This window comes from Streptococcus sp. 1001283B150225_161107_H12 (genome assembly GCF_015552665.1).
Lineage (GTDB): Bacteria > Bacillota > Bacilli > Lactobacillales > Streptococcaceae > Streptococcus.
This window is the reverse complement of record NZ_JADNFC010000006.1, coordinates 45,791-72,201: the sequence shown is the minus strand read 5'-3', so window position 1 is coordinate 72,201 and position 26,411 is coordinate 45,791. Positions and strand designations below refer to the sequence as shown.

Genomic DNA, 26,411 nt, shown 5'->3' with positions numbered 1-26,411 from the left:
TGCCATTCTTACTACTACTCCGATAGAGAAGAAGTTATCTTATTAGCAGAAGAGTCTGGGACAAAGATCCTAGCCTCTCAATTGTCTTTGGATTGTCGAGCAAGACGCAGTGGTTGAGTGGGCTCTACTACGCTGATTTCATCAGCTTTTACAGCCCTACTCAACTGTGCAGAGGTGGGACGACGAAATCGAATTCTAACGAATGACCGATTTCTGTCCCACTCTCATAATTTTGAGAAACATTCGTAAAATCCATTTGTTTCGGTAGTCCATTTCGTCTTAATAAGCCATTAGAATGTTCATTGAGACCTCGTTGCCCAGGACATCCTGGATCCGCAAAGAAAATATCAATGTCATGTGCATTGGAAATAGATTTCCAATTATAAAATTCTTTTCCACAATCAAAAGTAATCGACTTAAAGAGATGACTGGGAACTTGAGACAACCATTGATTGATGGAGGCCTCAATATCGCTTGCTTTCCGTCCATTGGTTTTCAGTGTGATGATGGCTTTTGAGTAGCGTTCTACTAAGGTAATGACTGCACTTTTGTGTTTTTCTCCCACAATTGTATCCCCTTCTAGATGACCGAATTCCGTCTTAAAATTAGGATAACTGTCTGCTCTCTCACATAAATCTCTGCGCAACGCTTGTTTTCCTCGTTTTTCGCTATGACCATTTGGTTTTCTTTTGCCTTTCCAAGGGAGATCCTCTTTCTTTAAAATACCCCGGTCTGCTAGTCGATAGAGAGTTCTCATAGAACAAGAAACCCTATCTGGATAAGTTCCGGATTATTTTAATAACAAAAATGTTTAGCCCAAAACAAAAAGGGATTAAGCAACAATTAGTTGCTTAATCCCTTCTCAAATTTCTTCACCAACACTATTTGACAAAGAGCCCTTTTTTAGTGCTCAAAATAGCACTCAATTTTAAATGGATTTGGTGTTCAAAAAATATAATCAAATGCAACAAACTAATTTCATTTTTAAATAGGTACAATTGATTTTAGAAGATAGTACGAAAAAATATTGACTGTTTTTTTTAGAATGTGTAAAATTTAGATAGATTATTTAAAGTGAGGTTTTTTTATCTTGTCTATATTAAAGAAGAAAGTTAATAAGTTTAGTATTCTGTTGAATGTGGTATTAATAGCTATTATAGCTATTGGAGTGCTATTTTTCTTACCTAAGGAACAAAAATCAGAAGTCAAATCGTCAATTAATATCGAAAGTATTGAAAAAGTGAATGAAGTTGTATTTTTGAATGCGGGAATTAATGAAATTATTACTAAAACAAATACAACTCAAGTTTTTGGGCATGATGTGCCATTCTCTAAAAAAACAGCATTAGTAATTTTAGATTATAACGCTAAATTTGGGATTAAAAGTAGTGTAAAGGTTGAACAAGTAGGTGAAAAAGAATATAAGGTTATTGTTCCAAAATTTGAAGTAATTGGTGTGGAACTTTCAAAAGATAATCCTTACAATTTGTATGATAATCATGGAGAGTTGTTAAGTGGGACTACAGAAGATGTTGATACTGGGAAATTGGTCACAAACCAACTTTCTAGTGATAAACAAGCAGAGTATTTAGATAAATTTAAAAGTGAAATTAAAGAATCTGCAATCAATTATTATAAAACAATATTTTCTTCAATGGATTCTGAAGTAAAAGTAACTATAGAATTTACAGAATAATTTTTAGGGTTGATGGAATTTTTCCACCAACCCTATTTTAGTGTATACAAAAAGGCCAACATCCATTATATTAAAAGCGCTTAAACCTAAAACAAAAGGATGATGACCATATGAACAATATACTAGAAGCTACGCTACAAATCGAAGATAAAAACATGATTTGGGATAATAATGTTCAAGAGAAGATATTTAAAAATAGAAAATCTTTATTTTATTCAGCTACATATACGCATAAACCAGAATTTTGTGCCGTTTGTGGGTGCGTTAGCCAAAATAACAATATTGTTAAAAAGGGACGAAAACTTCTCGTATCACTCTCTGTTCTATTTCAGTCCTTCCGGCCTACTTAAATCTACGAAAGCAGAGGTTTCTCTGTAGAGAATGTGGTTCTTCATTTACTGCAGATACTAGTCGAATTGTTGAAAAATACTGTCATATCTCGAAACGATTAAACCATTACATAATTTACCTGAGCATTTGTGTTTTGATGAATTTAAATCTGTTAAATCTTCCGATAGCAACATGAGTTTCATTATTTGTGATAGCACTACATACAAGTTGGTCGATGTTGTACGAGATAGAAAATCTTACAGTTTGAAACAATATTTTTATCGTTTTGAGCCTAAGCTAGATTAAAGGTGAAAACTATCTCCATCGATATGTACTTGCCATACATTCAATTAATAAAAGAAATGTTTCCTAACGCAAAAATTATCATTGATCCTTTTCACATTGTACAAGCCTTGAATAGAGAATTAAATCGAACTCGGGTACGTATCATGAATCAGCATCGTTATAAAATCCTAAAATATATCGAAAGTTAAAACATTATTGGAAGTTAATTTTAAAGAACCCTAATGAACTTCAGAACTATAAATATAATCGTTATGAAGCTTTTCGAAAGCTTCATAACAAGTAAAGGAATCGTAGATTATATCTTAGAAAACAATCCATCTCTAAAAAATGATTATGAGGTTGTACATTCACTTCGTGAACGTATACAGGATAGAGATTATATAGAATTCAAGGAAACGATTGAAGCAGCTACGCAATTAGACCTATCTCCTGGTTTAAAAAGAGTATTAAAGAGTATTAAAAACTCTTATGACTTACTTGCCATATATTCAAAATACTTGTGAGTATCCAACTAGAACAAATGGCCCTATTGAAGGAATAAACAATAAAATAAAAGTGCTTAAAAGAAATGCCTACGGCTTTAGAAACAGGATTATTTTAATAACGAAAATGTTTGGCCCAAAACAAAAAGGAATTAAGCAACAATTAGTTGCTTAATCCCTTCCCAAATTTCTTCATCAACACTATTTGACAAAGAGCCGAATATTAAGGAGACCGTGGCAAAATTTAAGTTACCTATCTAATCAATAATATTCTATTTAATGTACTTTTTAAATATTTTTCTCATTTTTATAACTTGATCAAGTACTTCATTCATTAATTCTGGATAATTTTCTTGGTTTTCAAAGTCCAATCCATCCATTAAATAACGAATTCTTGAGGCTTTTTTACCGTCTAATCTTTGCCAATCGAATATTAACCCTGTCTCGTCTTCTATTTTTTCTCGCAAAGCAAATAATTGATCAAATAAAGTTTTATCATTCTGAATATAAACCTCAATACCTACTGCTTTTTCTTTTGTGTTTAGAGTTATTGATAACTTAGCTTTAGAACTTCCTAAGCTAACATTATACCAATGATTCGTTGTAGCTTTACATATGTTAATAGATTTATCTCTTTCTTTAATAACCTCATTAAACTGTGTCCAGAAGTTCAAGCGTTCAGATTCTACAAATGTTAGTTCTCCACTTCTTGAATTTCCTTTTGTTATTTTGACAAAATCGTTAGGTTTTTCAACAACTTCAAATTTAGGAGCAGGCAATGAATCGCCAATTTTATAAGCATGGATTTCAATTAGGAAAAATGACACATCTTCTGTTGTTTTACTGTTTAACCACTCGATTGCACTGCGATGTTCTTCGCGAGCTTCCTTAACAATCCAAATAACAACTGTTGCCTCTAAACCTGAAGCATAAGTAATAATTTTCCCTAAATGATCGTGATTTGTCACTTCTAACTGATTCTCAATAATAATCTTTGCTCCACTAGTTTCATCCTGTGCAACTAAATCACATCTGTACGAACCAACAAAAACTTCTTTTTTAATTTCAGCAAAAGTTACTCCAACCTCATCTCCAAGCATTTCTATGTTTTCTTCTTTTGCTAACCATTCAGAGAAATTATATTGTTCATGTTTCCATAATTCTCTCACATCTACTTCTTTCAACTTTCCAAACTCCAAAGCAATCCCCCTCAAATTGATATAAATTTATAAACTTAATAATTAAACCCTTCACACTGAAGTATACCACTTTAAATCAGTTTATACACCCTTTTCTAAAAAAATTCTATTTTTTCTAGATTCAACTTGGAGGTGTTTTTATTTAATTCTCATTTACGGGGGTCAGTGCCCACTAAAGTTCCTCTTTTTTTAAATATCCGAATCATTATTCTTATTTCTAAAAAGGTAGAGAAAAAGGTAGAGTTTGAACTGAAATATAGTGCAATATATCGCATTTAGCAAAAAGAAAAAACGCTTGAAATCAGCGTTTTTCTTATGTATTGATTCGTATTGAACCTCTACTTAACCTCTGTAAACACAACGTGTTTGCGAAGTTTTGGTGAGTATTTCTTCAATTGAAGACGGTCTGGAGTGTTACGTTTGTTTTTAGAAGTAAGGTACAAGCGTTCACCAGATTCTTTGTGTTCAAGTGTAATATTTACGCGCATGGTATCTCCCTTCTATTATTCAGCTGATGCAGCTTTAGCGATCTTACGTCCTTTGTAGTATCCTTTAAGTGATACACGGTGTGAACGTGAGTAATCTCCAGTTGCTTCGTCAAAGTTTACAGATGGAGCTGTTACTTTGTAGTGCGTACGACGTTTGTTTTTCTTCGCTTTTGATGTGCGACGTGCAGGTACTGCCATTTCGTTTTTCTCCTTTTAAGATATAAATTCAATTAGGTTTGATTTTCATCAACTGTAACAGTATAACAAAACTTTTTTGTAAAGTAAAGTTACTTGACAACTTTTTTCAAATAATTTCTTTCATCCTGCTGTTCTCCATCCTCGTTCTGTTAAATTGTCTGAAAATTCAAGAATTTTCTTCTATCGTTGGGCTGTAAATTGTGCTATAATAATAAAAAAATACGTGAGAGGGAATCAGATGACAGAATTAGATACACGCCATCGCAGTAGTGTCTACGACAGCATGGTCAAATCCCCTAACCGGGCTATGCTTCGGGCAACTGGGATGACAGATGAAAACTTTGAAAAACCAATCGTAGGGGTAATCTCTACTTGGGCTGAAAACACGCCTTGTAACATGCACTTGCATGATTTTGGGAAACTAGCCAAAGAAGGCGTCAAAGATGCGGGAGCTTGGCCAGTCCAATTCGGAACCATTACGGTTGCCGATGGGATTGCTATGGGAACGCCTGGGATGCGCTTCTCCTTGACTTCTCGTGATATCATTGCGGACTCTATCGAAGCGGCCATGGGTGGTCACAACGTCGATGCCTTTGTAGCCATCGGCGGTTGTGATAAGAACATGCCTGGTTCGATGATTGCCATTGCCAATATGGATATCCCTGCGATTTTTGCCTATGGTGGTACCATTGCACCGGGTAATCTGAATGGCAAGGATATCGACTTGGTTTCTGTTTTCGAAGGGATCGGGAAATGGAACCATGGTGATATGACTGCTGAAGAAGTGAAGCAACTGGAATGTAATGCCTGCCCTGGCCCTGGTGGCTGTGGGGGTATGTATACGGCCAACACCATGGCGACAGCGATCGAGGTTCTTGGAATGAGCTTGCCAGGTTCCTCTTCTCACCCTGCTGAATCAGCTGATAAAAAAGCCGATATCGAAGAAGCAGGTCGTGCAGTTGTGAAAATGCTTGAAATGGGACTAAAACCATCTGACATCTTGACCCGTGAAGCCTTTGAAGATGCGATTACAGTGACCATGGCACTGGGTGGCTCCACCAATGCGACCCTTCACTTGCTTGCGATCGCTCATGCGGCCAATGTGGATTTGACCCTTGAAGACTTCAACGATTTCCAAGAGCGCGTGCCTCACTTGGCTGACTTAAAACCATCAGGTCAATACGTCTTCCAAGACCTTTACAATGTCGGTGGTGTGCCAGCCGTCATGAAATACCTTCTTAAGAATGGTTTCCTTCATGGGGATCGCATCACATGTACTGGTAAAACAGTAGCTGAGAACTTGGAAGCCTTTGCTGATTTGACACCAGGTCAAAAAGTTATCATGCCACTTGAAAATCCAAAACGTGCGGATGGTCCATTGATCATCTTGAAAGGGAACTTGGCTCCAGAAGGGGCGGTTGCCAAAGTATCAGGTGTGAAGGTCCGTAACATCACGGGCCCTGCTAAGGTCTTTGACTCAGAAGAGGCTGCCATTGAAGCGGTTCTTTCGGATGAAATCGTGGATGGCGACGTTGTTGTTGTTCGTTTCGTAGGTCCGAAGGGTGGTCCTGGTATGCCAGAAATGCTGTCCTTGTCATCCATGATCGTTGGGAAAGGCCAAGGAGATAAGGTGGCCCTCTTGACAGACGGACGCTTCTCTGGTGGTACGTATGGTCTCGTTGTTGGACACATCGCGCCTGAAGCTCAGGTCGGCGGTCCAATCGCCTACCTCCACACAGGGGACCTGGTGACAGTTGACCAAGATACCAAAGAAATCACCATGCATGTCTCAGACGAAGAGTTAGCCAAACGGAAGGCTGAAACAACTCTACCACCACTGTATAGTCGTGGGGTTCTGGGTAAGTATGCCCACACGGTATCCTCTGCTTCACGCGGTGCCGTGACCGACTTCTGGAATATGGAACAGTCTGGTAAACAATAAGATATGAAAAAACTCACTTTACGAATTTGTAAAGTGAGTTTTATTGATTTATCGCGGAGGAAGGCCAAGTGCAATACGCCCATAACGGCTGATCCGTGTAATTTTCCAGGCGGGCGACCAGGTTACTTCTACTTTGACGTCTTCAATACCGTCAATTTCTTTTAGGCGAGCGACGATTTCAACAGGCAAACTTTCCGCACAGTCACAAGCGGTATCGGTAAAGGTCATGACTACCTTGCAAGTCCCTTCCTCATCCAGATCCAACTCATAAATCAAACCAAGGTTGTAGACGTCCAATTCAACATCGGTATCAAACACAAGCTCTAACTTTTCAATCAATTGTTTCTCCAGTGCTAGGGCACGGTCGTTAATCTTGATATCCTCTCTCATCTCACTATCCTTTCCCTCCTTTAATGAAGACTATTTTCTCACAATTCTGACAATAATGCAAGTTCACCTAGAATGAGATCGAATGACAGCTACAAATCAAACCATCCGTCTTAAGACTGATTTAAAATTACAGGAACTTATCTTAAGTTTTCTTTAAGTTTTCCGATTTATACTAGTACCATCAAATGAAGACCTCCTAACTTTGTTTGATAGAAAATCCTAAACTTTTTCATAATAATCTCCCATAAAGGCCACCAAATCAGGTGGCTTTTTTCTATGTACCTTGGCGAACGTTAGTGAGCTTAGGTACATAGATGCAGTTCGAACGCTAGTGAGATTTTTTTACGAGCATCAGCGAGTTTAGGTACGTTGACGCAGTTTGAGCGGAGATAACTAGACTCCTATAAAAAGGATGTGTGAAGAAAGTTTTAAAACCTTCAAAAATTTTTTTCAGCTCTATCTTTCTATTATTTCCTATATTTGTAGGCGAAATAGCTATTTTACGGGCTTTGTCCCCCGATAATTCCTTTTGCCTCCTCCAAGTTCTTGTGCTATAATGATACGGATACTGTTCATTTTAACAAGGAGGCACATTATGAAACAAAACCATTCACGTTTTCTCATTCCAGGGATCCTTTTACTAGGAGTGGTCTTGCGGGCCCCATTTACGACCCTCTCCACTGTCTTATCAGATATTGCTGCTAGCTTTGGTGTCGAGGTGAGTTCTCTTGGCCTCTTGACGAGTCTACCCCTCCTAACATTCGCTATTTTCTCTCCTTTTGCTACTAGCTGGGCGAGACGCTTTGGGATTGAGCGACTCTTTCTCGGGGTCTTGATCCTGATGACGATTGGATCTGCTCTACGCACCATCAATCTGCCTCTCCTCTATGTGGGAACTCTTTTGATTGGTACTGCTATTGCCTTTATCAATGTCCTTCTACCAAGCTTGATTCAAGCTAATGAACCAAAACGTCTTGGCTTCTTAACAACCCTTTATATCACTGCAATGGGCTTGTCTACTGCGGTAGCTTCTTCTGTCGCTGTTCCTATCACTCAAGCCACCTCTTGGCAAGGTCTGGTTTGGGTGCTGACAGTTGTCTGTACGCTTGCACTTGTGATCTGGCTCCCCAATACTCGTCATAATCATTATTTGAAAAAAAGCTCTTCTTCTAATGAAAATAAGACTAGTTGGTATAAGAATGGCAAGGTTTGGGCCATCATGCTTTTCTGTGGTCTCCAGTCTCTCTTATTCTATACCACGATGACCTGGCTTCCTACTATGGCAACCCAAGCCGGCATCAGTCAAGCCAATGCAGGAATTTTAGCATCTGTATTCACCCTGATGAGTCTTCCTTTCTCTATGACCATTCCAAGTCTCACTACCAGCCTTTCTAAACGAAACCGTTGCATCATGCTGATAACGACTGTTTTAGCTGGTTTTACTGGAATTGCCATGCTGTTACTGAAAACAGACAACTTCATTTACTGGTTGATCCTGAATATCTTAATCGGAAGTTTTACGAGTATCTTATTCCCTTACCTCATGGTCACCTTCTCCATGAAGTCTAGCTCTCCCGAGAAAACTGCTCAGCTCTCAGGACTAGCTCAAACAGGAGGATACGTCTTTGCTGCACTTGGGCCTATCTTATTTGGTTCAAGCCAACAAATCTTCCACTCTTGGACACCCGGGATTCTTATTCTTCTTGTTGTTGCTTTGTTTATGAGTATGGCTCTCTATCAAGTTGAAAAATCTGATATCATCCTTTAATCCGCTAGGTCCCATTGAGCAATGGGATCTATTTTTATACAAAAAAAGAATCAGGAATATCCTGATTCTTTGCTATGTCTTAATTATTCGTAAAATGATACGTGTACGTGGTCGTAATGATTTTCTGTCACGCTACCACGGTCTGGCATTTCATTCCAAGTGTTTGCTGGTCCATAAATATTATTTACTGGAGCATAGAAACGTTGTTTCCAGATGATGTAAGAAATTCCATTTTCTTGCATGTGATCGATTGCATATTGAGCTACTCGATCACCAATCTCTGAACTTTCTGGAACCATAACGTCGACCGCAAGACCTTTACCGTGATCTTCTGGGTCACCAGGACGGTAACCACCGATATCAGTCAAGCCAAGTTCATTAATCACTTGTTCTTTGAATTTAATTGTTTGAGGTCGAAGACCTTCATTTGAAGTTGGAGTTGCTGTTGAAGGAGTTGCAACTGTCGTATCAACAACTGGTGCTGGTGCACCATATTGTGGTGTTGAAGCAACCGCAGTAACTTCTGGTTCTGCTGGAACTTCTACGACTGGAGCTGGTTCAGCTACTGGAGTCGCTGGGGCTTCCTCAACAACTGGTGCTTCTACAGGAGCCGCTACTTCAGCTGGCGCTGCAGCAGGTTGCGCAGGTGCTTCTTCAACAACTGGTGCTGGCGCTTCCTCTGCTACTGGAGCTGCTGGTGCAGGTGTTTCAGCTGGCGCTTCTGGAGTTGACAAGCTTTCTGATACTTGCTCTGCCACTGCTGCTACAACTGCAGGTGCTTGAGGGAGTTCTACAGCTTGGTTGCTTTCATCTGCTACTGGTTTTGTCAAATCACCCACTGCAACAGTTTGGTTGTCTACTTTGATTTGGTTGTTTGTCAAATCAGCAGAAGTTGTCACAGTTGCATCAGCATTGCCTGCTGTAGGAGTTTGGATTTCTACACCTGTCACTTGGTTCTGATCATTGACAGTTGTTGTCAAGACAGTTCCTGGGAAAATCAAATCAATGTTGCTGATTTGGTTCAAGTTTGCCAAAACAGTTACGTCAACATTCAAAGCTTCCGCAATCGTGCTTAGGGTATCTCCATACTTGATTGTGTAGGTTTGTTTGTTTTCTGAAGTTGAAATATCTGCACGAATTTCATCTACAGAACGGGCAACCCAGTCCCCATTTGATTCTGCTTTACCAGTTGTAAATGGCAAAACCGCCATAGCAACAGTAGAAGCGATCAAAGCTTTTTTATTTACTTTCTTCATACGTTCTTTCCTCGTTTTCTTATTATCGGAGATTTATCTCCAGACAGATACATTTAATATTCTACCACATTTTTTGTCTTTAAAATGGCTCTTCTTTTCTTTTAATCTAACTGACCCTAATTTGTAACATTAGTCCTTTCTTGTTACAATCTCTTAATAATTAACGACAGTTAGTACTATTTGGATAATCAAACAAATTCATTGTATCAGAAGCCTTTGAGAGTCCTGAACGAAGGGATTTTAGAAGATTTTTCAGTTGAATAGAGGCTAAAAAACACCCCAAGTTCGTGTCCTGTAGACATCACTTGAGGTGCTGTTTTAACGGCTTTGTGTCTTATTAATTGAACACGCCCTAAATTCTGTGTGTAAAACGCAAACTGTAATAGTACTAACTTCAAAGGCACAGTAGCTGATTGGATTTTTCTCTCGCTTTAAGAGCTCGGAAAAATCCTAATCAGCCTTGTGGGGGCAGGACAACGAAGCATTCTATACAACAGTGCTTCTGTCCTGCTCCCTATTTTCCTTTGAGTTGCTTAACGGCTTTGTATCTTATTTGACCTTCATCATTCGGACCAGGTTGGCGCGTTCGGCTTCTTCGAGTTTCATTTCGATATAGTAGATGGTTTCCTTGAGATCTGGGATGGTCGCATATTCCAATCCATTGACCCGACGGCGCGTTTTTTCAATTTCATCGGCCATGAGCTGACAAGTTTTTTCAATCTCTGCTAAGCGCAACAGGTCTGGAAGGAGTTCTTCCATTTCTTGAATGGTATTGTCCATCTGGCTATTGGAAGCCACATAGCTGTAGACCACGTCTCCCTCATCGTCTCCATATGGATTGTCAATATGGGCATGCATCTTGGGCACACGCACACTCATGATGTTCTCCGTCTCTATATGCAGGCTGACTTCCCGCGTCGGAACTGCAAAGATTTCCTGGACCATGAGGTCGTTTTCCAGACATTTGGCCAGGACAAACTCTTGCATATTGCCAATGAGAGCAGCTTCAATCTTCTGACGGAGGCGGTCATTTTCACGGACCGATTCGATGAAGCGTCGCATGAGCTCATCTCGTTTGTCCTTGAGAAGTTTATGCCCTCTGGTTGCTGTTTTCAGACGCTCTTTGAGGGTGTTTAACTCCATCCGGGTGGGTTTGACATTTAATCGTGCCATCTGACTTCCTCCTTTCTACTCCTAGGCTTGTGCTTCCTGAGAAGTTTTTGGGAGGTATTCGTCAATCATGTCATCCTTGATCCGCTTGAGCTCTGTCCGTGGCAAGATAGCCAGCAATTCCCAACCTAGATCCAGACTTTCTTGAATGGTCCGATTGGTGGTAAAGCCTTGGTTGATGTACTCCTTCTCAAAGCGATCGGTAAACTTAACATAGAGCTTGTCTGTATCGGACAAGGCGGATTCTCCAAGCACCACGGCTAACTCTTTGGCTTGTTTCCCTTGGGCGTAAGCCGCAAAGAGCTGGTTCATAGTCGCCGCATGGTCTTTCCGAGTCTTGCCTTCACCAGAACCCTTGTCCTTCAAACGAGAAAGGGAGGGAAGAACATTGATCGGTGGACGGTAACCACTATTGTAGAGATCGCGAGACAAGATAATCTGACCTTCTGTGATGTAGCCTGTCAAGTCAGGGATGGGGTGGGTGATGTCATCTTCTGGCATGGAGAGGATTGGAATTTGGGTCACAGATCCTTTCTTTCCAACCAAGCGTCCTGCACGTTCGTAGAGGGTTGAGAGGTTGGTATAAAGGTAACCTGGATAGCCCCGACGTCCTGGAACCTCACGGCGGGCAGCAGATACTTCCCGAAGGGCCTCACAGTAGTTGGTCATGTCGGTCATAATGACCAAGACGTGCATGTCTTTTTCATAGGCCAAATACTCGGCAGCTGTCAAGGCGATCCGAGGAGTGGCAATCCGCTCGATAGCTGGGTCATTAGCTAGGTTGATGAAGAGGACAGAGCGATCAATCGCACCTGTTTCCCGCAGGTCGTTCATAAAGAATTCGGCTTCTTCGAAGGTAATCCCCATGGCCGCAAAGACCACGGCGAAGTTTTCTTCCGAATTAAGCACAGTAGCTTGACGAGCAATTTGAGCGGCCAATTCTTTATGAGGAAGCCCTGATCCAGAGAATACTGGGAGTTTTTGGCCCCGAACCAAGGTATTCAAATGGTCAATGGCTGAGATCCCTGTCTGGATAAATTCATCTGGATAGTCCCGTGATACTGGGTTGATGGCTTGACCGTCAATGTCCAAGTACTTCTCTGGGATAATCTCTGGACCACCATCAATCGGTTTGCCCATCCCGTTAAAGATGCGTCCGACCATGTCTTCAGACACAGGAAGTTCTAGGGGACGTCCGGTAAAGCGAACCTTGGCTTTTTCCAAATTAATCCCGCTAGATCCTTCAAAGAGTTGGACCATGGCCTTGTCTTCTTGGACTTCGAGGACTTGTCCCTGACGGGTTGTTCCGTCATGGAGCTTGATTTCTACGAGTTCATTGTAGTGAACCCCCTCGACCTGATCGACAATCATCAAGGGGCCAACAACTTCGCTGACAGTACGGTATTCTTTAATCACGCTCATTGTCTACTCCTCCTTTTGCGACGATTTGGTGTAGGGATTCTACGATTTCTTCTTTTAAAGCTTGGATGGTGGCCAACTGATCCTCATGGATGAACTTGCTCCGGGCAATGCGGTCCCGAAGGTCTACAGTTCCTTCCATGATTTCTGTGAAGTAAGCTCCCAATTCTAGTGCTTTTTGACTTTCTTGGTCAAAGGTCAAAATGTTGGTCAACAAGGCCACCTGCTTGCTGAAAGAGGTATAGGTATCGACCTCATCAAAGGCATTTTGTTGCAGGTAGTCTTCGCGGATCATCTTGGCCGCATTCATGGTCAAGCGGTCTTTTTCAGACAAGGAATCCAGACCAACCAAACGCACGATCTCTTGCAATTCACTCTCTTTTTGCAACAGGTTCATGGCGCGGGTCACTTTTTCTGCCCAGCTAATCTGCTCATGTTGATCGATATATTGGCCTACCTCATCCTGGTAAAGGGAATAAGAACTCAACCAGTTGATGGCTGGGAAGTGGCGGCGTTGCGCCAACTGAGCATCTAGTCCCCAGAAGACCTTAACAATTCGCAAGGTATTTTGCGTTACCGGCTCTGAAATATCTCCACCCGGAGGAGAGACGGCACCGATGGCGGTAATCGAGCCTTCACGCGCAGTAGTTCCAAGTGTCTTGACCCGACCTGCACGCTCGTAGTATTCGGCGATCCGGCTACCAAGGTAGGCTGGGTAGCCTTCATCCCCTGGCATTTCTTCTAGACGACCAGACATTTCACGGAGAGCTTCTGCCCAGCGCGATGTCGAATCCGCCATGATGGCAACGGAATAGCCCATATCACGGAAATATTCTGCAATAGTGATCCCTGTGTAGATGGAAGCTTCCCGCGCCGCTACTGGCATGTTCGAAGTGTTAGCGATCAGAACGGTCCGTTGCATGATGGATTGACCAGTCGTTGGATCGATCAATTCTGGAAATTCATTCAGAACGTCCGTCATTTCATTTCCACGTTCCCCACAACCCACGTAAATTACGATGTCTACATTGGCAAACTTGGCCACCTGGTGTTGCACAACCGTCTTTCCAGCTCCGAAAGGACCAGGAACAGCTGCAGCTCCACCCTTAGTCACAGGGAAGAAGGTATCGATGACCCGTTGACCTGTAACCAAAGGCTCTACTGGAATCAGTTTTTGTGCAAAGGGACGGCCTCGACGAACCGGCCATTTTTGCATCAAAGTACCAGTAAAGAGACTGCCATCTGCCTGCTCGATCTCATAAACCGGCTCTTCTACTGTGTAAGAACCTGCTACGATCTTGGTCACACGTCCACTGACTCCAAATGGCACCATGATGCGGTGTTCCACCATATTGGTCTCCTGAACGGTACCAACGATGTCTCCTGCGACTACCTCAGTTCCTTCTGCTACACTTGGTTCGAAGGTCCATTTGGTGTCACGATCGAGATTAGGAACTTGCACCCCACGAACCAAAAAATCGCTGGCGGTGACTTCTTGGAAACGTTCCAAGGGGCGTTGGATTCCGTCAAACATCTGAGAGATCAAGCCTGGTCCCAACTCGACAGAAAGGGGAGCTCCAGTTGTTACCACTGGTTCTCCTGGACCGACTCCAGACGTTTCTTCATATACTTGGATAGATGCTTCGTCCCGACGCATCTCAATAATTTCGCCAATCAAACCAAGATCGCCGACCCGGCAAATGTCTTGGATATTGGCCTCCTGCATCCCTGATGCGACCACCAAGGGGCCGGAAACTTTAATAATTTTTCCTTGAGTCATGTATTCCTCCTGGGAATCCTTTGTTTCTTTGTTTTACTTTTGTACTATCTCTCTTAGAGATTGCTTTTGTTGACCATTGGCCTCGAAATTAGTTGGATCCAACCAAGCTTCGAAACGCTCTTTGATAGCTGGCCATTCTTGGTCAATGATAGATAACCAATCTGTGTCTCGAGTCCGACCTTTATAGACAACAGCCTGACGGAAACACCCTTCATAGGTGAACCCCAAGCGCTCAGCTGCTTTGCGAGAAGCTTGGTTTAAGGCATCGCATTTCCACTCATAGCGGCGGTAGCCTAAATCCTCAAACACGTAGCGCGCTAACAGATACTGGGCTTCCGTAGCCATGCGAGTCTTCTGGAGCGCTGGTGAGTAGGTCACTGCTCCGACTTCGATCACCCGGTTGGCTGGATCGATCCGCATGAGAGAGAAAGTCCCCAGAGCCTTGCCGGATTCTTTGTCTACAATCGCATAGTAAAAGCGACCTTGATCTGTCATGAGATCATCCAATAAGTGGTCCCACTCCTCTTCATTGTGGGCAGGGCCTTTGAACAGATAGGTCCACATCGCTGCTGGGGAGGCTGGCCCGTAGACCTGATAAAGATCCGCCCCGTGTTTTTCTTTTGACAGGCGCTCAATTATGGTATAGCGACCCTCAATCCGCTCAATAGCTGGCAAGCGCCCCGGTGTAAAATCCGGCAGTGCATCTCCAATCGCTTGACCAAATTCATTTGTTCTCATAAAATATCCTGTCCTACTGCTTTTTCGACATTATCGCGAATGCGTTGCCGTCCCAGTCCAGTCGAGCCCTTATGAGTAGGAATCAAGATGACGGCTGGGGTTACTTGCCGATCGTAGTGGGCAATGGTATCTGGGATTTCCTGAGCCATATCCTCCGTCAGATAGATGATGCCAAAATCTTCTTGGCTCAAGTGACGTAAGGTATTGATGGTTTCCTGAGCCTCTGCTACGGGAAAGGTCTGAAAGCCAATCATCTGAAAAGGAAGGATGGCATCTCGGTTTCCTACAACGGCAATTTTTTGCGTTTTACTGGCCATAGATCGGTCTCATCCTTTCTTTTATTTTGTCAATCGGAAGCTGATTATCTAGCCCCGTTAAGACCAAACGAAGATTCTTCACCTCCAGCTCTTTTCCGAAGAGATAGCGAGCTAAAGGCAAGGGGCCATCTGTCTCAAAGGAAGCTTGTTCCAAAATTCGGTACTTGATCACATGCTCCAAGTATTCCACTGTCTCGGCAGTTACTCTACCAGCTCGCATCTGCTCTTCGTACTGTGTCAATTCCACATCATAAGGCAAGGGATTGACTTGTTGGAACCAACTGATGAGGTTGCCCTGCTCCACACACTGGATGACTTCTCTTGCTGAGAGGGTCCCTGCATCGGACAAGAGTTGCTTCATAAAGCTGTTCGGCTTTTTCAAACTGAGGGCTCGTTCAACTGTGATGACATTGTAACAATCAATGGTCAAGGTGACCAAGGATTTTAAAAGTGGATGGTCCAGGTCTTTCGCCAAGCGTTTGAGATGATCAAAGTAAGCCAGATCCATGCCGATCTCCAGAACCCGAATATCCTGATAGTCGACATATTCCTGCCAGGTCGATGCTACTTCTTGAGCCATAAATTCTGGGCAGTTCTCTGAAGAAAAGGTCTTAGCTACTTGTTCAAGAACTGCTAAGGAATAGGGACCTGCATCCAATAATAGGAAGTTCAAATCCCGCCCCGTTGCTCGCTCTTTCAAAAAGACCTTGAGATTGTGATAGGTGTACTTGAGGGCAAAGAGGTCGACTACCGCAGGGTTCGGAGCTACCTGATAAACCCAATCGTACTCTGCTAGAAGGTGCTTCATCAAGGCTTGCTCGACCACTTGGACTTGACGCAGTTGATCTGCCTCCAAGGCATAGGCCGTCCCTTGCAAGAGATTAGCACGCGCTTCTGCATCGGAGCTATTCAGAAGGGCATCAAACTGAGCCGGGCTCAAAAAACTAGCTTCACGTACACTAATCCCGGTATTTACTTGAGAATACGTCCGTTCACTCATAGCCCCTCCTAGTTTTTCTCTTCTTTAAAAATGCTGGCTGCCATATGGAAGCTTTGCTCCTCCCGCACAGCATCAACCAAATCACGGTAGAGGTAGCTGGCATCCACTTTGCCAAAGGAAAGGACAAAACCAGCCTCTTGGGCAAGTGTTTCTTTTGCTAATTGAAGCTGTGGATAGGCCTCTATCAAATCCTGAAGATCTTGATCTGTCAATTTTTCTGCCGTCACAGCACCAAACGTTAAGACCATTGCTTGATCTGCATAGCGAGAAAGAACGCGATGCAGAAATGCGAGCTCTTCTTGGCGTGACCAAGTCGCCATTTTCTGGTAGGCATCCGCAAACAACTCTTTTAAAACCCGTTGCTTAGTGACCAGTGTCGATTGGCGCTTTTGATTTTCAATTTGTTGGCTTTCACGTTGCAAGTGGCGCTCAATCGTCTGCAATTGAACCGCCCGTTGGTGTAACTTTTCTTCTACCAAACGAGCTTCCTGCAACTGGGACTCTTCTTGAACCTTGACCGTCGCTTCCGCTACTAATTTCCGGCCTTTTTCATGGGCCTGTTCAAGGATGGAATCCTTTAATTGGGAATAATCCGTCATTGTTTTTATTTCCTCCTTTGGAGTTCTTCACCACCGATAATAGACGAAGAGAAGCCTCCTCATCTTTGACTTAGGTGTGTCTAGATTAGCCGACGCGAAGAGTCAAAAGGAAGGACACAACGAAGGCCAAGATAGCATAGGTTTCAACCATGGCCGCAAGGATAACCCCTTTCATCATGTCTTCTGGGCGTTTTGCCAAGATTTGCATCCCAGCCGTTGCGACATTCCCTTGGTGTTTCGCTGAGAAATAGCCGACAATCGCTACTGGAAGGGCTGTGAAGAAGTAAGCGACTCCAGTTTCGAGAGCCATATCTGGCTTAATTTGTAACCAGATCAAGATCCCGATAACGAAACCATACAAACCTTGTGTACCTGGCAACAATTGCAAAATCAAGGCTTGGGCAAATTTTTCGGGTTGTTCTTTCAAGAGTGCGGCAGCAGCCTGACCGGTCTTACCAACACCGAGGGCTGAACCCATTCCACTAAGAGCCACTGCAATGGCTACACCAAGTGCTGCAAAGAAGGCCCCCCCATGAGTTGAGAAATATGAAGCTAAAGATTCCATGAATATACTCCTATAATATTTTTTATGATTGATTTACTAAATTATTTTTTTGTTTTGACATAGCGTTCCGAAGGTTTTAGAGGTTGGAAGGGCTTGCCACCACCCTCGTAGAACTTGCCAAAGAACTCGACAAAGATCAAACGCGCTCCATGCACATAGCCTGATAAGAAGGACAGGAACATATTGATGGCATGGAGGAGGACAAAGAGGACAAGGCCGACTGTGAACCGTCCCAGGGTTGGGAAGAGATTGACAATCAAGTTAAAGGCTGAACCGATACTGGCCCCGGACAAGCCAAGCGCCATCAAACGGGTAAAGCTCACCAAGTCTCCGACATACCCACTAACATTGTAGAGATTAAAGAGACCTGCTGCTAGTCCTGATAATTTCTTAGCACTGACAATGGACACCACCAGAATCCCAATCGCATTGAGAATGGCTAGCCACTGACCAATGGGGACTAGGTAGGATAAGCCTGGTAGGATATTTCCGACTGCTAAGAGCATCAAGCCCAATAAAATCAAGACCCAGGCAAAGCCTGCATTGTAGGCTTCGGTGTAGTCTTTCAGGCGAACTTTTTTCATCCCTCCTAGGAAAAGGCCGACCAAAACGGTGATGAAACCAAAGACAACCGATAAGATCAAGATGGTCATGGCATTGGTCGTCGTACTGATCAAAGCAAAGGGCATCTCAAAGCCGAAGAAGGAACCGTAGACGACTCCCCAAAGGGCTACCGAGATTCCTAAGAGGCAGAAGAAACGAAGGTTTTTTGCTGCGCTCGGCTGTAGCTGGAAAGCTTTTAAAGCAAAGCCAGTTGCCAGCGTTAACAAGAGGCCATAGCCGATATCTGCTACCATCATGCCGAAGAAGACAAAGTAGAAGAGAGAGACGATTGGCGTCGGATCTTTCTCATAATACTTGGGCAGGGCGTACATTTCGGTCACCAACTCGAAAGGCTCCACCAAGGCATTGTTTTTCAGTTTGATGGGTACCTGATCCCATTCATCTTGAGTGACTTCACGTGTCTGCAAGACGACTTGGTCCCCAAATTCCTTTTGAAGTTTAGCCTTTAAAGCTTCTAGTTGAGCTGTTTCGATCCATCCCTCTAGGGCAATCAGGTGGGCTGTGCTAGCAAGAGAGCCTTTGGCCTCTTCCCGCGCTCCTAGACTCAAGACATAATCGAGTTGGTACTTGAGTTGGTTGAGGTCTTCCTTGGCTTGACTGAGCGTTTCCAAAGTAGCTGTTTCGACAGCACCTTGTTCTTTGATCTCTCTCTTGAGTTGCTCCAAACGTTCTTTTGGTAGCGTCTCTCCTTGGTAGTCAAACTCTTTGAAATGCGAACTGGTCAGCGTATCTTGAAGGTCTGTTAAATCCCCAGACTTATACAAGACTACCACCCCATGCTCCGTTTCCGAGCTAAAGACCACATCGACCTCTACATCTGGATGAGCCAGCAAGGCTTGACGCGCCTGATCCTGTTCACTATTGGGAATGGTACCGATTAAGCCACGAACATAACGGAAACGCTTGAGCCGATCAGGTGTTGTCGTCAAGGCAGCCCATTTTTCTATAGAGGAGATTTCCTCTTGGGCTTGCTGGATGCGATCCCGAGCCTTTGCTAGAACAGCCAATTGTTTTTGTACTGATTGTAAAAGACGTTGCTCATCACGGATAACCCCATGAGACTCTAAATCGTGAAAAGACAAGGACAAGGGAGCTTCTTTTAGTTTTTCTAATCCCTTCTTCTGAGGAATAAAAGGCTCCAGAGCCTGTATGGCCTTTTCTAACTGCTCTTCCCGACGTCTTAGTTCATCCATCCTTAGAGATGATCCTTTGGACCCATCACTCGTCTGAAAGGCAACTTGCCAATCCTCTTGATCGCTCAAATCATAAATTTGGACCGACTCCTCTGACTGGAGCGACAAGAGAAGCTCGTCCATTAGATTTGTGGGCAAGACCAGAGAAAGGTGTTGCATTGGACTAATTGCCATAGGTTGCTACCACCTTTTCTACAATTTCGTCTACCAAAGCTGCGCGCTTATCTGTCATAGCTTGCTGCACCTTTTCGTCATTGCGTTGACTGGTCACTGCAAGGTCTGCTTCCAGGCTAGCAATCGTCGTTTTCGAATACTCTTCCCGCTCTGCGACTAGCTTAGCAGTCTCTTTGTCATAGGATGCTGCCACCTCCTGTAGGTGATCACCTAGCTGTTGGCGCAAATCTTGGACCTGATCCTCGTAACTTGCGACAACCGCTTCTGCCGCCATTTCAATCTCTTGCATCATTTCGAGAGTTGCGTTGGCCATCACTCCACCTCCTTACCTCTTCCTTTACAAGAAGGAACAAATTCTTGTGTAAATTATATCATATTTTATCAACTTTTTTCAGCGTCTTTCCTTTGTTTCCAGAGCTTATTTTTTTAACAAAGGCGATTCAAAAAAGATGTTGATTCTGTTCCTTCTTTCAGTCATTCGTCGGTCGTATTCCTTGTATATCACAGTTTTTTATGTTATACTATGAAATATATTATAGGATTTTCTCCAGGTGTAACCTCAGTTGAAAGGAGGACCGCTGTGAAACAAGATCGTGATCTCCGAAGCATTATTAAGAGCCATCAAGAAGAAATGACGGAGCTAGAGTTAGACATTGCTCACTATTTTTTATCTCCTGAAGCACAGCAACACTCTCTTTCCTCGTCTAGAGTGACGGAACTGTTGCATGTATCAAAAGCTGCTTTGACCCGTTTTTCCCAAAAGTGTGGCTTCACAGGCTACCGTGAATTTATTTATCACTTTAACGAAGAAACCAAATCTCAAAAGCAACAATCCCCGCATGACGAATTAACCCAGGATGTCTTGCGTCGCTACCAGCAGGTCCTTCAGGCTACAGAAAATCTAGCCAAAGATGACCAAATCAAAGAAGTCGCCAACTTAATCACTCAAGCAGATCGGGTTTACTTCTTTGGAAAAGGAAGCTCAGGATTGGTCGCTTCTGAGATGAAACTTCGTTTCCTCCGACTGGGCGTTGTTTGTGAGGCCTTAACCGATCAAGACGGCTTTGCATGGACGACCAGTATCTTGGATAAGTCCTGTCTGGTCATTGCCTTCTCTCTGTCGGGAACTACACGCTCGATTATCCACAGCCTCTTAGATGCTCAAGAAATGGGAGCAAAAACCGTTCTTCTTACTGCTCAACCAGACGCTATCAAGGATGACTTTACGGAAATTTTACCAGTTGCTCCCCTACCTGGAAGCACCTATATCGACCGTATTACGGCAACCCTTCCCTTCTTAACCACGATTGATTTAATCTACGCTCACTTTCTTGAAATGGATCGGGAGCGCAAAGAGAAAATTTTCAATAGCTATTGGGAAAACAAAAAACTCAATGGCTACGATTCACGTAGACGCTAATTTTCCGATTTATCACCAGGAGCTGAGGATCCTTTCCTCTGCATTCTGGTTTTTCTTTTCCACAAAAAAATGAGAGTGGGACAGAAATCGGTAATTCGTTAGAATTCGATTTCGTCGTCCCACCTCCGCACAGTTGAGTAGGGCTGTAAAAGCTGATGAAATCAGCGTAGTAGAGCCCACTCAACCACTGCGTCTTGCTCGATAATCCAAAGACAATTGAGAGGCTAGGACTTCTGTCCCAGCCTCGTTTTTTGATTTAATTGCGTCTGGCTTGCTGTTGTTTGAAATGGTAGTAAGCTCCTATCATCCCTGCTGTATTTTGATGATGCGCAAACTCCAATTGCGTCTTGTCCGCTAGACTCGGAACAAGAGAAGCCTTGAGAGCTGCTGAAATTTTTGGTTTCAAAATGGCTTCCTGTCCCATGACTCCACCACCAAGAATAACCACTTGAGGATTGACGACATAACAGATATTGGCAAGCCCCTTGCCTAGGTAGTCGACCATGCGATCGATTCCTGCCATACAGATGGTATTTCCTTGGGTTGCCTCCTTAAAAATGCGACGACCACTCCATTGTTCAACAGGATCCCCATACTGCTTGGCAACATATTCGACCAAAGCTGTCGTCGAGGCCAAATCTTGGAAGGCGCCATCTTGAAGATGAAGATAACCTACCTCGCAAGCAGAATTGCTAAAGCCATGGAAAATCTCCCCGTTGATCAAGAGACAGCCACCAATGCCAGTACCGACCGTTAAACAGACGGCAACTTGAGCACCCTGGCCATTCCCTGACATGACTTCTGCTAAACCAGCACAGTTGACGTCATTTTCAATTTCGCAGGGGATTTGATAGGTCTCTTCAATTTCTTTTTTGAACTGAGTTCCTGCATAATTAGGAATCTGAGGGCCTGCATAAAAGATTTCCCCCTTATCGGGGTCAACCATCCCAGCTGACGAAATACAGACTCCAAGGATGGTATTTTCTTCGAGGTAAGATTCTACTAAAGCTTTGGTTTTCCCTAGAATCCCCGGTCCCCCTTTTTCAGCTTCTGTCGGCATTTCATGCGACTCAATCAAATTCTCTGCTTCATCAATCAGACCATATTTGATATTGGTCCCACCGATATCAATCGCTAGGTAATAGGCCATACACCTCTCCTTTCCGATTTACACTCTTTTTTAAAGGAAACGTTCCTTGACTTCACGGATTAAGCTAGCTGCTTTTTGAACCACTTCCTGGTCTGCTTCAGTTACTGGGGTTAATGGACTCCGAACAGATCCCAGTTCTAGACCTTCATTGATACGCAAGACTTCTTTAATGACGCCATACATGTTTCCGTGAGCAGACGTCAAGACTCCGATAATACCATTGATGGCAAATTGCAAGGCACGCGCAGTTTCCAAGTCTTTCTCAGCAATCAGCTGATTGAGTTTCAAGAAGAGCTCCGGCATCGCACCATAGGTGCCCCCAATACCAGCTCCTGCTCCCATAAGACGGCCACCTAAGAATTGTTCATCTGGACCATTAAAGACGATATGGTCATCTCCTCCCAAAGAAGCAAAGGTCTGGATATCCTGAACAGGCATAGAGGAATTCTTGACCCCAATCACCCGTGGATTTTTCAACATTTCTTTATACAGACTCGGTGTCAAAGCTACCCCTGCCAATTGCGGGATATTGTAGATGACAAAGTCTGTGTTTGGTGCTGCTGCGCTGATTTCATTCCAGTAGTGGGCAACACTGTATTCTGGCAAGCGGAAATAAATTGGCGGAATGGCCGCAATGGCATCTACTCCTAGCTCTTCTGCATGTCGTGCCAATTCCACGCTGTCCTTGGTATTGTTGCAGGCCACGTGAGCGATGATGGTCAATTTTCCTTTAGCCACTGCCATGACTTCTTCTAAGACCAGCTTGCGATCGGCTACGCTCTGGTAGATACATTCTCCGGAAGATCCGTTGACATACAAGCCCTGCACACCTTTCGCGATAAAATATTCTACCAGCGCACGTACCCGCTCCGGGCTAATTTCTCCTTGGTCATCATAGCAGGCATAAAAAGCCGGGATGACTCCTTCATATTTTTTTAAATCTGACATTCTTTTCTCCTTTCACGAATGTTTACCAAATCCTATTTTTCTTTTTTATTCTTTAAAACGAGCAAATATCTTTTCCATCAATCCAACCTGTAGGAAGGTCAGGCTAGAAAAACCAATCAAGAAGAAGACCATGAGTCCTAGTAAAAAGCTTAAGACAGAAGTCACAAACACCATAGCTACTAGCAACAAGAGAGCCCCCATAACGAAGAACCATGGGAAATACAAACCGGATACAATCAGAGCTTTTTGTAGACACTCTGTCCAAGTCAATCGATAACGCGCCGCAATTGGATAGGCCGCTAGCATGACCAGAACTAGGAAGATAAAGAGCCCTAGACAAACAGCTTTTAACACCTGCATTGGCAAGGCTGTCTGGCTCCAAAAGAGGAACAAGTCAAAGAGACAGATCCCTGAAATGAGCAACTCTATCCCTCCGAGCTGAAGGCCCAACTTCCAATTTTCACGAAAGGCGCTGATGTAGGTCCGAATGACTGGTAGGCGACGCTGGTGTTTGATGGCAAAAACCGTTTGATACAAACTAATCTTTGCGATCCCGATGGTGACAATCGGCAGACAGCTCAGCACAAAAAGAAGATTGACTGTGACTAAGTCCGCTATTTTCTCGCTGATTCGCATCACCAGATTGTCAGTATTAAAAACTGTTTTGATCAATCCTGTTTCTCTTTGTGACATACCGTCTCCTTTCTGACTCTCTTAATCGATTAAAATTTTCACTAAATGTTTTCGAACGACTTCTTCTTGATCCGCATAGCCATTGGGCTGATGAGGTTCCCCTGGGAAGAAAATCGCAAAATTATGATACCCCAGATGAAGTGGATAAGACTCCTGGCAATGGACAAAACCGATGTCCGATGCTTCATCAAAGGCGAGCGCCTCACCTGTCACACGAGATCCATAACTCGAAAACTCATGTCCTTCTACCAAAAAATGCAAATCGGCATATTTTTTGTGATGCTCAAAGCGATTGCTTTCTTCTTTATTGAGGGTGTTTTCTTGAACGACGAGAAAGACCTTATCTCCATCAATGTCGTATCTCCCTAATTCAAAAGAATCCTTCCGATGCTCATAGAGAAAATCAATGGCCTGATCTAGATTGGGATGGATCCCTTTGTAAAAGGTGATGTTTTTTAAATCATCAAATATCATACACTTTTCCTTTCGACACTTCTTAGCGACAAGAAAAGAAAACAAGTGATTTCTTCCCTAGCCCCTTCTAGGGCACGATGAGGTGTGGAGCTCGCAAAATCCCACACCTCTCAGCCTAGAAAAAAGTATCTGTACACAACTATCATTTGTCCAAGCAGACGACTTATCCTTTGACCGCTCCCATGGTAATCCCTTGAGTGAAGGATTTTTGGAAAACCAGGAAGACCGTAACGATTGGCACCGCAGCCAAAGCTGCTCCAGCCATGATCAAGCCATAGTTGGTGGCCATTTCAGCCTGCATGGTCGCAACCCCTAGTGAAATAGTCAAGTTTTGACGAGAGGTCAGCATTACCAATTGCATAAAGTAGTCGTTCCAGGTGTTGATGAAGGTAAAGATGGCAAGGGCTGCAAATCCCGGCTTGACAATTGGGAAGGCAACGCTCCAGAAAGTCCGTAACTCTCCACAACCATCGATCTTAGCAGATTCTAAGAGTTCTGTTGGGATGTTTTCACTAAATTGTTTCATCAAGAAGACCCCGAATGGCCATCCGACCAGCGGTAAGATAACCGCTGCAAGGGTGTCGTGGATTCCCATAAAGTTGATAATGCGCACCAATGGAACCAAGACAACTTGTTTTGGAAGGGCCATGGCTGCGATAAAGATAGCAAAGAGAATTCGTTGCCCATAGAAACGTTTCTTAGCCAGGACATAGCCCGCCAAAGAAGACGTCATACATACCAAAAGCATGGTAGCAAGGGAAATAAAGACACTGTTCCACAACCATTGCAGGGCTGGGTTTTGAACCATCAATTGTTGGAAGTTTTCCATAGTTGGTGTCTTTGGCCACCACTGAGGTGGGATCATAATGGTATCTGGTTGAGACTTAAAGGCCCCTGTCAAAATCCAATAGAATGGGAAAATGAACAAAACTGTCAAAAGGAGCAAAACGATGGTAGAAATCACTGTAAAGGCAGTAATTGGTTTCTTTTGTGTTGATTTCATCTGAGACTCCTTTCTTTAGTATTCTACGTCGTTTCCAAGGATCTTGAATTGCGCAAAACTGATAATGGCAATCATCACCGCAAGGAAGACACCCATGGTGTTGGCATAACCGTATTCAGAGAGTTTAAAGGCTTTTTCATAGAGGTAGTACATAAGGGTACTCGTTGAGTAGTTAGGACCACCAGATGTCAACAATTGGATCAAGGCGAAACATTGGAAAGAGTTAATGGTCGTAATGATCGCAATGTACAAAGTTGTTGGCAATAAGCTTGGCCATTTGATCTTCCAGAAAACTTGAAGTTCTGTCGCACCATCCACACGCGCTGCTTCTACGAGAGAGTTATCAATATTTCCCATAGCTGCGATGTAGAGGATGATCGGTTGACCAACAGAGGTTGTCAATAAGATGACAATAATGGCCATCAAAGCCCAGTTCTTATCTCCCAACCAAGAAATATTTTGTTGGATAACATGACCAGATTTAAGGACGAAGTTCAAAATACCAGATAGTGGATCGTAGATCCATTTCCACACAACCGTTACCGCTACACTCCCTGTAACAACTGGAAGGAAGAAGACGAAACGATAGAAGGAACGCGCAATCGCATTTTGATGGTAGGTCTGAGAAGCCACAAACAAGGAGAACAATACTACGATTGGAACGGATCCGATAACGATGATGACAGTATTGATCAAGGACTTGATAAAGACCTTATCCGCAAACATGCGGGAATAATTTTCAAGACCAACAAATTTGAAGGAGGTCATCGAGTAGTTGAAGAAACTAGTGACAAACCCCATAATCATTGGTGCTAATACAAAGACAATAAAGAAGATTAAAATGGGTGCTAAGAATGCGTAGGAAACCAGCGTCTCCCTCATTCGGATTTTGTTTACCTTCACAATAAGGCACCTCCTGATGTTCTTTTTCTATTTTTTCCTTGATTCCTATGTGGAACGGATAGCACTGCCCTTTCCTACATATGATAATTAGGAGAGCGAAAACACGAAGGCCCCCTCTTTCAATCTACACATGGAGATAAGAAATCGAGGGGGCCTATGCTTTCTTATTTCTATGAAAGGATCATT

General features: G+C 43.2%; 25 protein-coding genes and 2 pseudogenes. 5 read left to right on the top strand and 22 right to left on the bottom strand.

The window, feature by feature from the left end; genetic code table 11:
* Positions 1 to 220: 220 nt before the first annotated feature.
* Positions 221 to 769, bottom strand: a pseudogene (locus I2C87_RS08630) (IS30 family transposase); the annotation flags it as partial.
* Positions 770 to 1,090: 321 nt separating this feature from the next.
* Between I2C87_RS08630 and I2C87_RS08625 the strand changes: the two are divergent.
* Together I2C87_RS08625 and I2C87_RS08620 are read left to right on the top strand one after the other, a co-directional pair.
* Positions 1,091 to 1,696 carry a DUF4230 domain-containing protein gene (locus tag I2C87_RS08625; RefSeq protein ID WP_195324642.1) on the top strand — a complete coding sequence of 202 codons (606 nt, stop codon included), beginning with the start codon at positions 1,091 to 1,093 and terminating at the stop codon, positions 1,694 to 1,696.
* Positions 1,697 to 1,806: 110 nt separating this feature from the next.
* Positions 1,807 to 2,989 (top strand): annotated as a pseudogene (locus I2C87_RS08620) (ISL3 family transposase).
* 97 nt (positions 2,990 to 3,086) lie between these two features.
* Here the strand turns inward: I2C87_RS08620 and I2C87_RS08615 are convergent.
* The 3 genes from I2C87_RS08615 to rpmF form a co-directional block, all read right to left on the bottom strand.
* A complete protein-coding gene (locus I2C87_RS08615) occupies positions 3,087 to 3,998 on the bottom strand; it encodes a DUF4268 domain-containing protein (protein WP_229046332.1) in 912 nt (303 codons plus the stop codon).
* A 353-nt stretch (positions 3,999 to 4,351) separates the two neighbouring features.
* A complete protein-coding gene (rpmG, locus tag I2C87_RS08610) occupies positions 4,352 to 4,501 on the bottom strand; it encodes a 50S ribosomal protein L33 (RefSeq protein ID WP_001265622.1) in 150 nt (49 codons plus the stop codon).
* A 15-nt stretch (positions 4,502 to 4,516) separates the two neighbouring features.
* Positions 4,517 to 4,699, bottom strand: coding sequence for a 50S ribosomal protein L32 (rpmF, locus tag I2C87_RS08605; RefSeq protein WP_003009516.1), 183 nt, complete (start codon positions 4,697 to 4,699; stop codon positions 4,517 to 4,519).
* A 238-nt stretch (positions 4,700 to 4,937) separates the two neighbouring features.
* On the opposite strand from rpmF, the gene ilvD reads away from it, so the two are divergent.
* Positions 4,938 to 6,641 carry a dihydroxy-acid dehydratase gene (gene ilvD / locus I2C87_RS08600; protein WP_006597056.1) on the top strand — a complete coding sequence of 568 codons (1,704 nt, stop codon included), beginning with the start codon at positions 4,938 to 4,940 and terminating at the stop codon, positions 6,639 to 6,641.
* A 48-nt stretch (positions 6,642 to 6,689) separates the two neighbouring features.
* Here ilvD and I2C87_RS08595 read toward each other — a convergent pair whose 3' ends face one another.
* Complete coding sequence (locus I2C87_RS08595) at positions 6,690 to 7,031, bottom strand: metal-sulfur cluster assembly factor (RefSeq protein ID WP_048690700.1); 342 nt, start codon at positions 7,029 to 7,031, stop codon at positions 6,690 to 6,692.
* 595 nt (positions 7,032 to 7,626) lie between these two features.
* Between I2C87_RS08595 and I2C87_RS08590 the strand changes: the two genes are divergently transcribed.
* On the top strand, positions 7,627 to 8,799 hold the full coding sequence (locus tag I2C87_RS08590) for a CynX/NimT family MFS transporter (protein WP_156677137.1): 1,173 nt from the start codon (positions 7,627 to 7,629) through the stop codon (positions 8,797 to 8,799).
* Between the two features lie 83 nt (positions 8,800 to 8,882).
* Here I2C87_RS08590 and I2C87_RS08585 read toward each other — a convergent pair whose 3' ends face one another.
* The 11 genes from I2C87_RS08585 to I2C87_RS08535 all read right to left on the bottom strand — a co-directional run bounded on the left by I2C87_RS08585 (position 8,883) and on the right by I2C87_RS08535 (position 19,947).
* Positions 8,883 to 10,055, bottom strand: coding sequence for a LysM peptidoglycan-binding domain-containing protein (locus I2C87_RS08585; RefSeq protein WP_195324638.1), 1,173 nt, complete (start codon positions 10,053 to 10,055; stop codon positions 8,883 to 8,885).
* Positions 10,056 to 10,604: 549 nt separating this feature from the next.
* Positions 10,605 to 11,228: a V-type ATP synthase subunit D gene (locus I2C87_RS08580; RefSeq protein ID WP_125329975.1), complete on the bottom strand. Its 624-nt coding sequence runs from the start codon at positions 11,226 to 11,228 to the stop codon at positions 10,605 to 10,607.
* A gap of 21 nt (positions 11,229 to 11,249) precedes the next feature.
* Entirely contained in the window at positions 11,250 to 12,647 is a 1,398-nt protein-coding gene (locus I2C87_RS08575) for a V-type ATP synthase subunit B (protein WP_048690706.1), read from the bottom strand.
* Entirely contained in the window at positions 12,634 to 14,424 is a 1,791-nt protein-coding gene (locus I2C87_RS08570; RefSeq protein WP_195324636.1) for a V-type ATP synthase subunit A, read from the bottom strand. Before I2C87_RS08570 ends, I2C87_RS08575 begins: the two co-directional genes overlap by 14 nt.
* A gap of 33 nt (positions 14,425 to 14,457) precedes the next feature.
* Positions 14,458 to 15,162, bottom strand: a complete 705-nt coding sequence (locus I2C87_RS08565) for a GNAT family N-acetyltransferase (RefSeq protein WP_195324634.1) — start codon at positions 15,160 to 15,162, stop codon at positions 14,458 to 14,460.
* Entirely contained in the window at positions 15,159 to 15,479 is a 321-nt protein-coding gene (locus tag I2C87_RS08560) for a V-type ATP synthase subunit F (protein WP_023027501.1), read from the bottom strand. The genes I2C87_RS08565 and I2C87_RS08560 overlap by 4 nt, the downstream gene beginning before the upstream one ends.
* The gene (locus tag I2C87_RS08555; protein WP_061564592.1) at positions 15,469 to 16,479 is read right to left on the bottom strand and encodes a V-type ATPase subunit; all 1,011 of its coding nucleotides are present in this window, start codon (positions 16,477 to 16,479) and stop codon (positions 15,469 to 15,471) included. The genes I2C87_RS08560 and I2C87_RS08555 overlap by 11 nt, the downstream gene beginning before the upstream one ends.
* Positions 16,480 to 16,487: 8 nt before the next feature.
* Positions 16,488 to 17,078 (bottom strand): hypothetical protein, encoded by a 591-nt coding sequence (locus tag I2C87_RS08550; RefSeq protein WP_061564591.1) that lies wholly within the window; start codon positions 17,076 to 17,078, stop codon positions 16,488 to 16,490.
* Positions 17,079 to 17,163: 85 nt separating this feature from the next.
* Entirely contained in the window at positions 17,164 to 17,643 is a 480-nt protein-coding gene (locus I2C87_RS08545; RefSeq protein WP_023024938.1) for a V-type ATP synthase subunit K, read from the bottom strand.
* A 41-nt stretch (positions 17,644 to 17,684) separates the two neighbouring features.
* Positions 17,685 to 19,634, bottom strand: a complete 1,950-nt coding sequence (locus I2C87_RS08540) for a V-type ATP synthase subunit I (protein WP_061564590.1) — start codon at positions 19,632 to 19,634, stop codon at positions 17,685 to 17,687.
* Positions 19,624 to 19,947: a hypothetical protein gene (locus tag I2C87_RS08535; protein ID WP_061564589.1), complete on the bottom strand. Its 324-nt coding sequence runs from the start codon at positions 19,945 to 19,947 to the stop codon at positions 19,624 to 19,626. The genes I2C87_RS08540 and I2C87_RS08535 overlap by 11 nt, the downstream gene beginning before the upstream one ends.
* A 267-nt stretch (positions 19,948 to 20,214) precedes the next feature.
* Here I2C87_RS08535 and I2C87_RS08530 point away from each other — a divergent pair, with 267 nt between their 5' ends.
* Complete coding sequence (locus I2C87_RS08530) at positions 20,215 to 21,054, top strand: MurR/RpiR family transcriptional regulator (protein ID WP_048690723.1); 840 nt, start codon at positions 20,215 to 20,217, stop codon at positions 21,052 to 21,054.
* A 256-nt stretch (positions 21,055 to 21,310) separates the two neighbouring features.
* Here the strand turns inward: I2C87_RS08530 and I2C87_RS08525 are convergent, their stop codons facing one another.
* From I2C87_RS08525 to I2C87_RS08500, 6 genes are all read right to left on the bottom strand, one after another.
* Complete coding sequence (locus I2C87_RS08525) at positions 21,311 to 22,204, bottom strand: ROK family protein (protein WP_195324632.1); 894 nt, start codon at positions 22,202 to 22,204, stop codon at positions 21,311 to 21,313.
* 30 nt (positions 22,205 to 22,234) lie between these two features.
* Positions 22,235 to 23,152: a dihydrodipicolinate synthase family protein gene (locus tag I2C87_RS08520; protein WP_048687819.1), complete on the bottom strand. Its 918-nt coding sequence runs from the start codon at positions 23,150 to 23,152 to the stop codon at positions 22,235 to 22,237.
* A gap of 45 nt (positions 23,153 to 23,197) precedes the next feature.
* Positions 23,198 to 23,845: a YesL family protein gene (locus tag I2C87_RS08515; RefSeq protein ID WP_061564587.1), complete on the bottom strand. Its 648-nt coding sequence runs from the start codon at positions 23,843 to 23,845 to the stop codon at positions 23,198 to 23,200.
* 21 nt (positions 23,846 to 23,866) lie between these two features.
* Positions 23,867 to 24,319 carry a YhcH/YjgK/YiaL family protein gene (locus I2C87_RS08510; RefSeq protein WP_061564586.1) on the bottom strand — a complete coding sequence of 151 codons (453 nt, stop codon included), beginning with the start codon at positions 24,317 to 24,319 and terminating at the stop codon, positions 23,867 to 23,869.
* Positions 24,320 to 24,482: 163 nt separating this feature from the next.
* The gene (locus tag I2C87_RS08505; RefSeq protein WP_048788695.1) at positions 24,483 to 25,322 is read right to left on the bottom strand and encodes a carbohydrate ABC transporter permease; all 840 of its coding nucleotides are present in this window, start codon (positions 25,320 to 25,322) and stop codon (positions 24,483 to 24,485) included.
* Between the two features lie 15 nt (positions 25,323 to 25,337).
* The gene (locus tag I2C87_RS08500) at positions 25,338 to 26,225 is read right to left on the bottom strand and encodes a carbohydrate ABC transporter permease (RefSeq protein ID WP_048788696.1); all 888 of its coding nucleotides are present in this window, start codon (positions 26,223 to 26,225) and stop codon (positions 25,338 to 25,340) included.
* Positions 26,226 to 26,411: the final 186 nt, after the last annotated feature.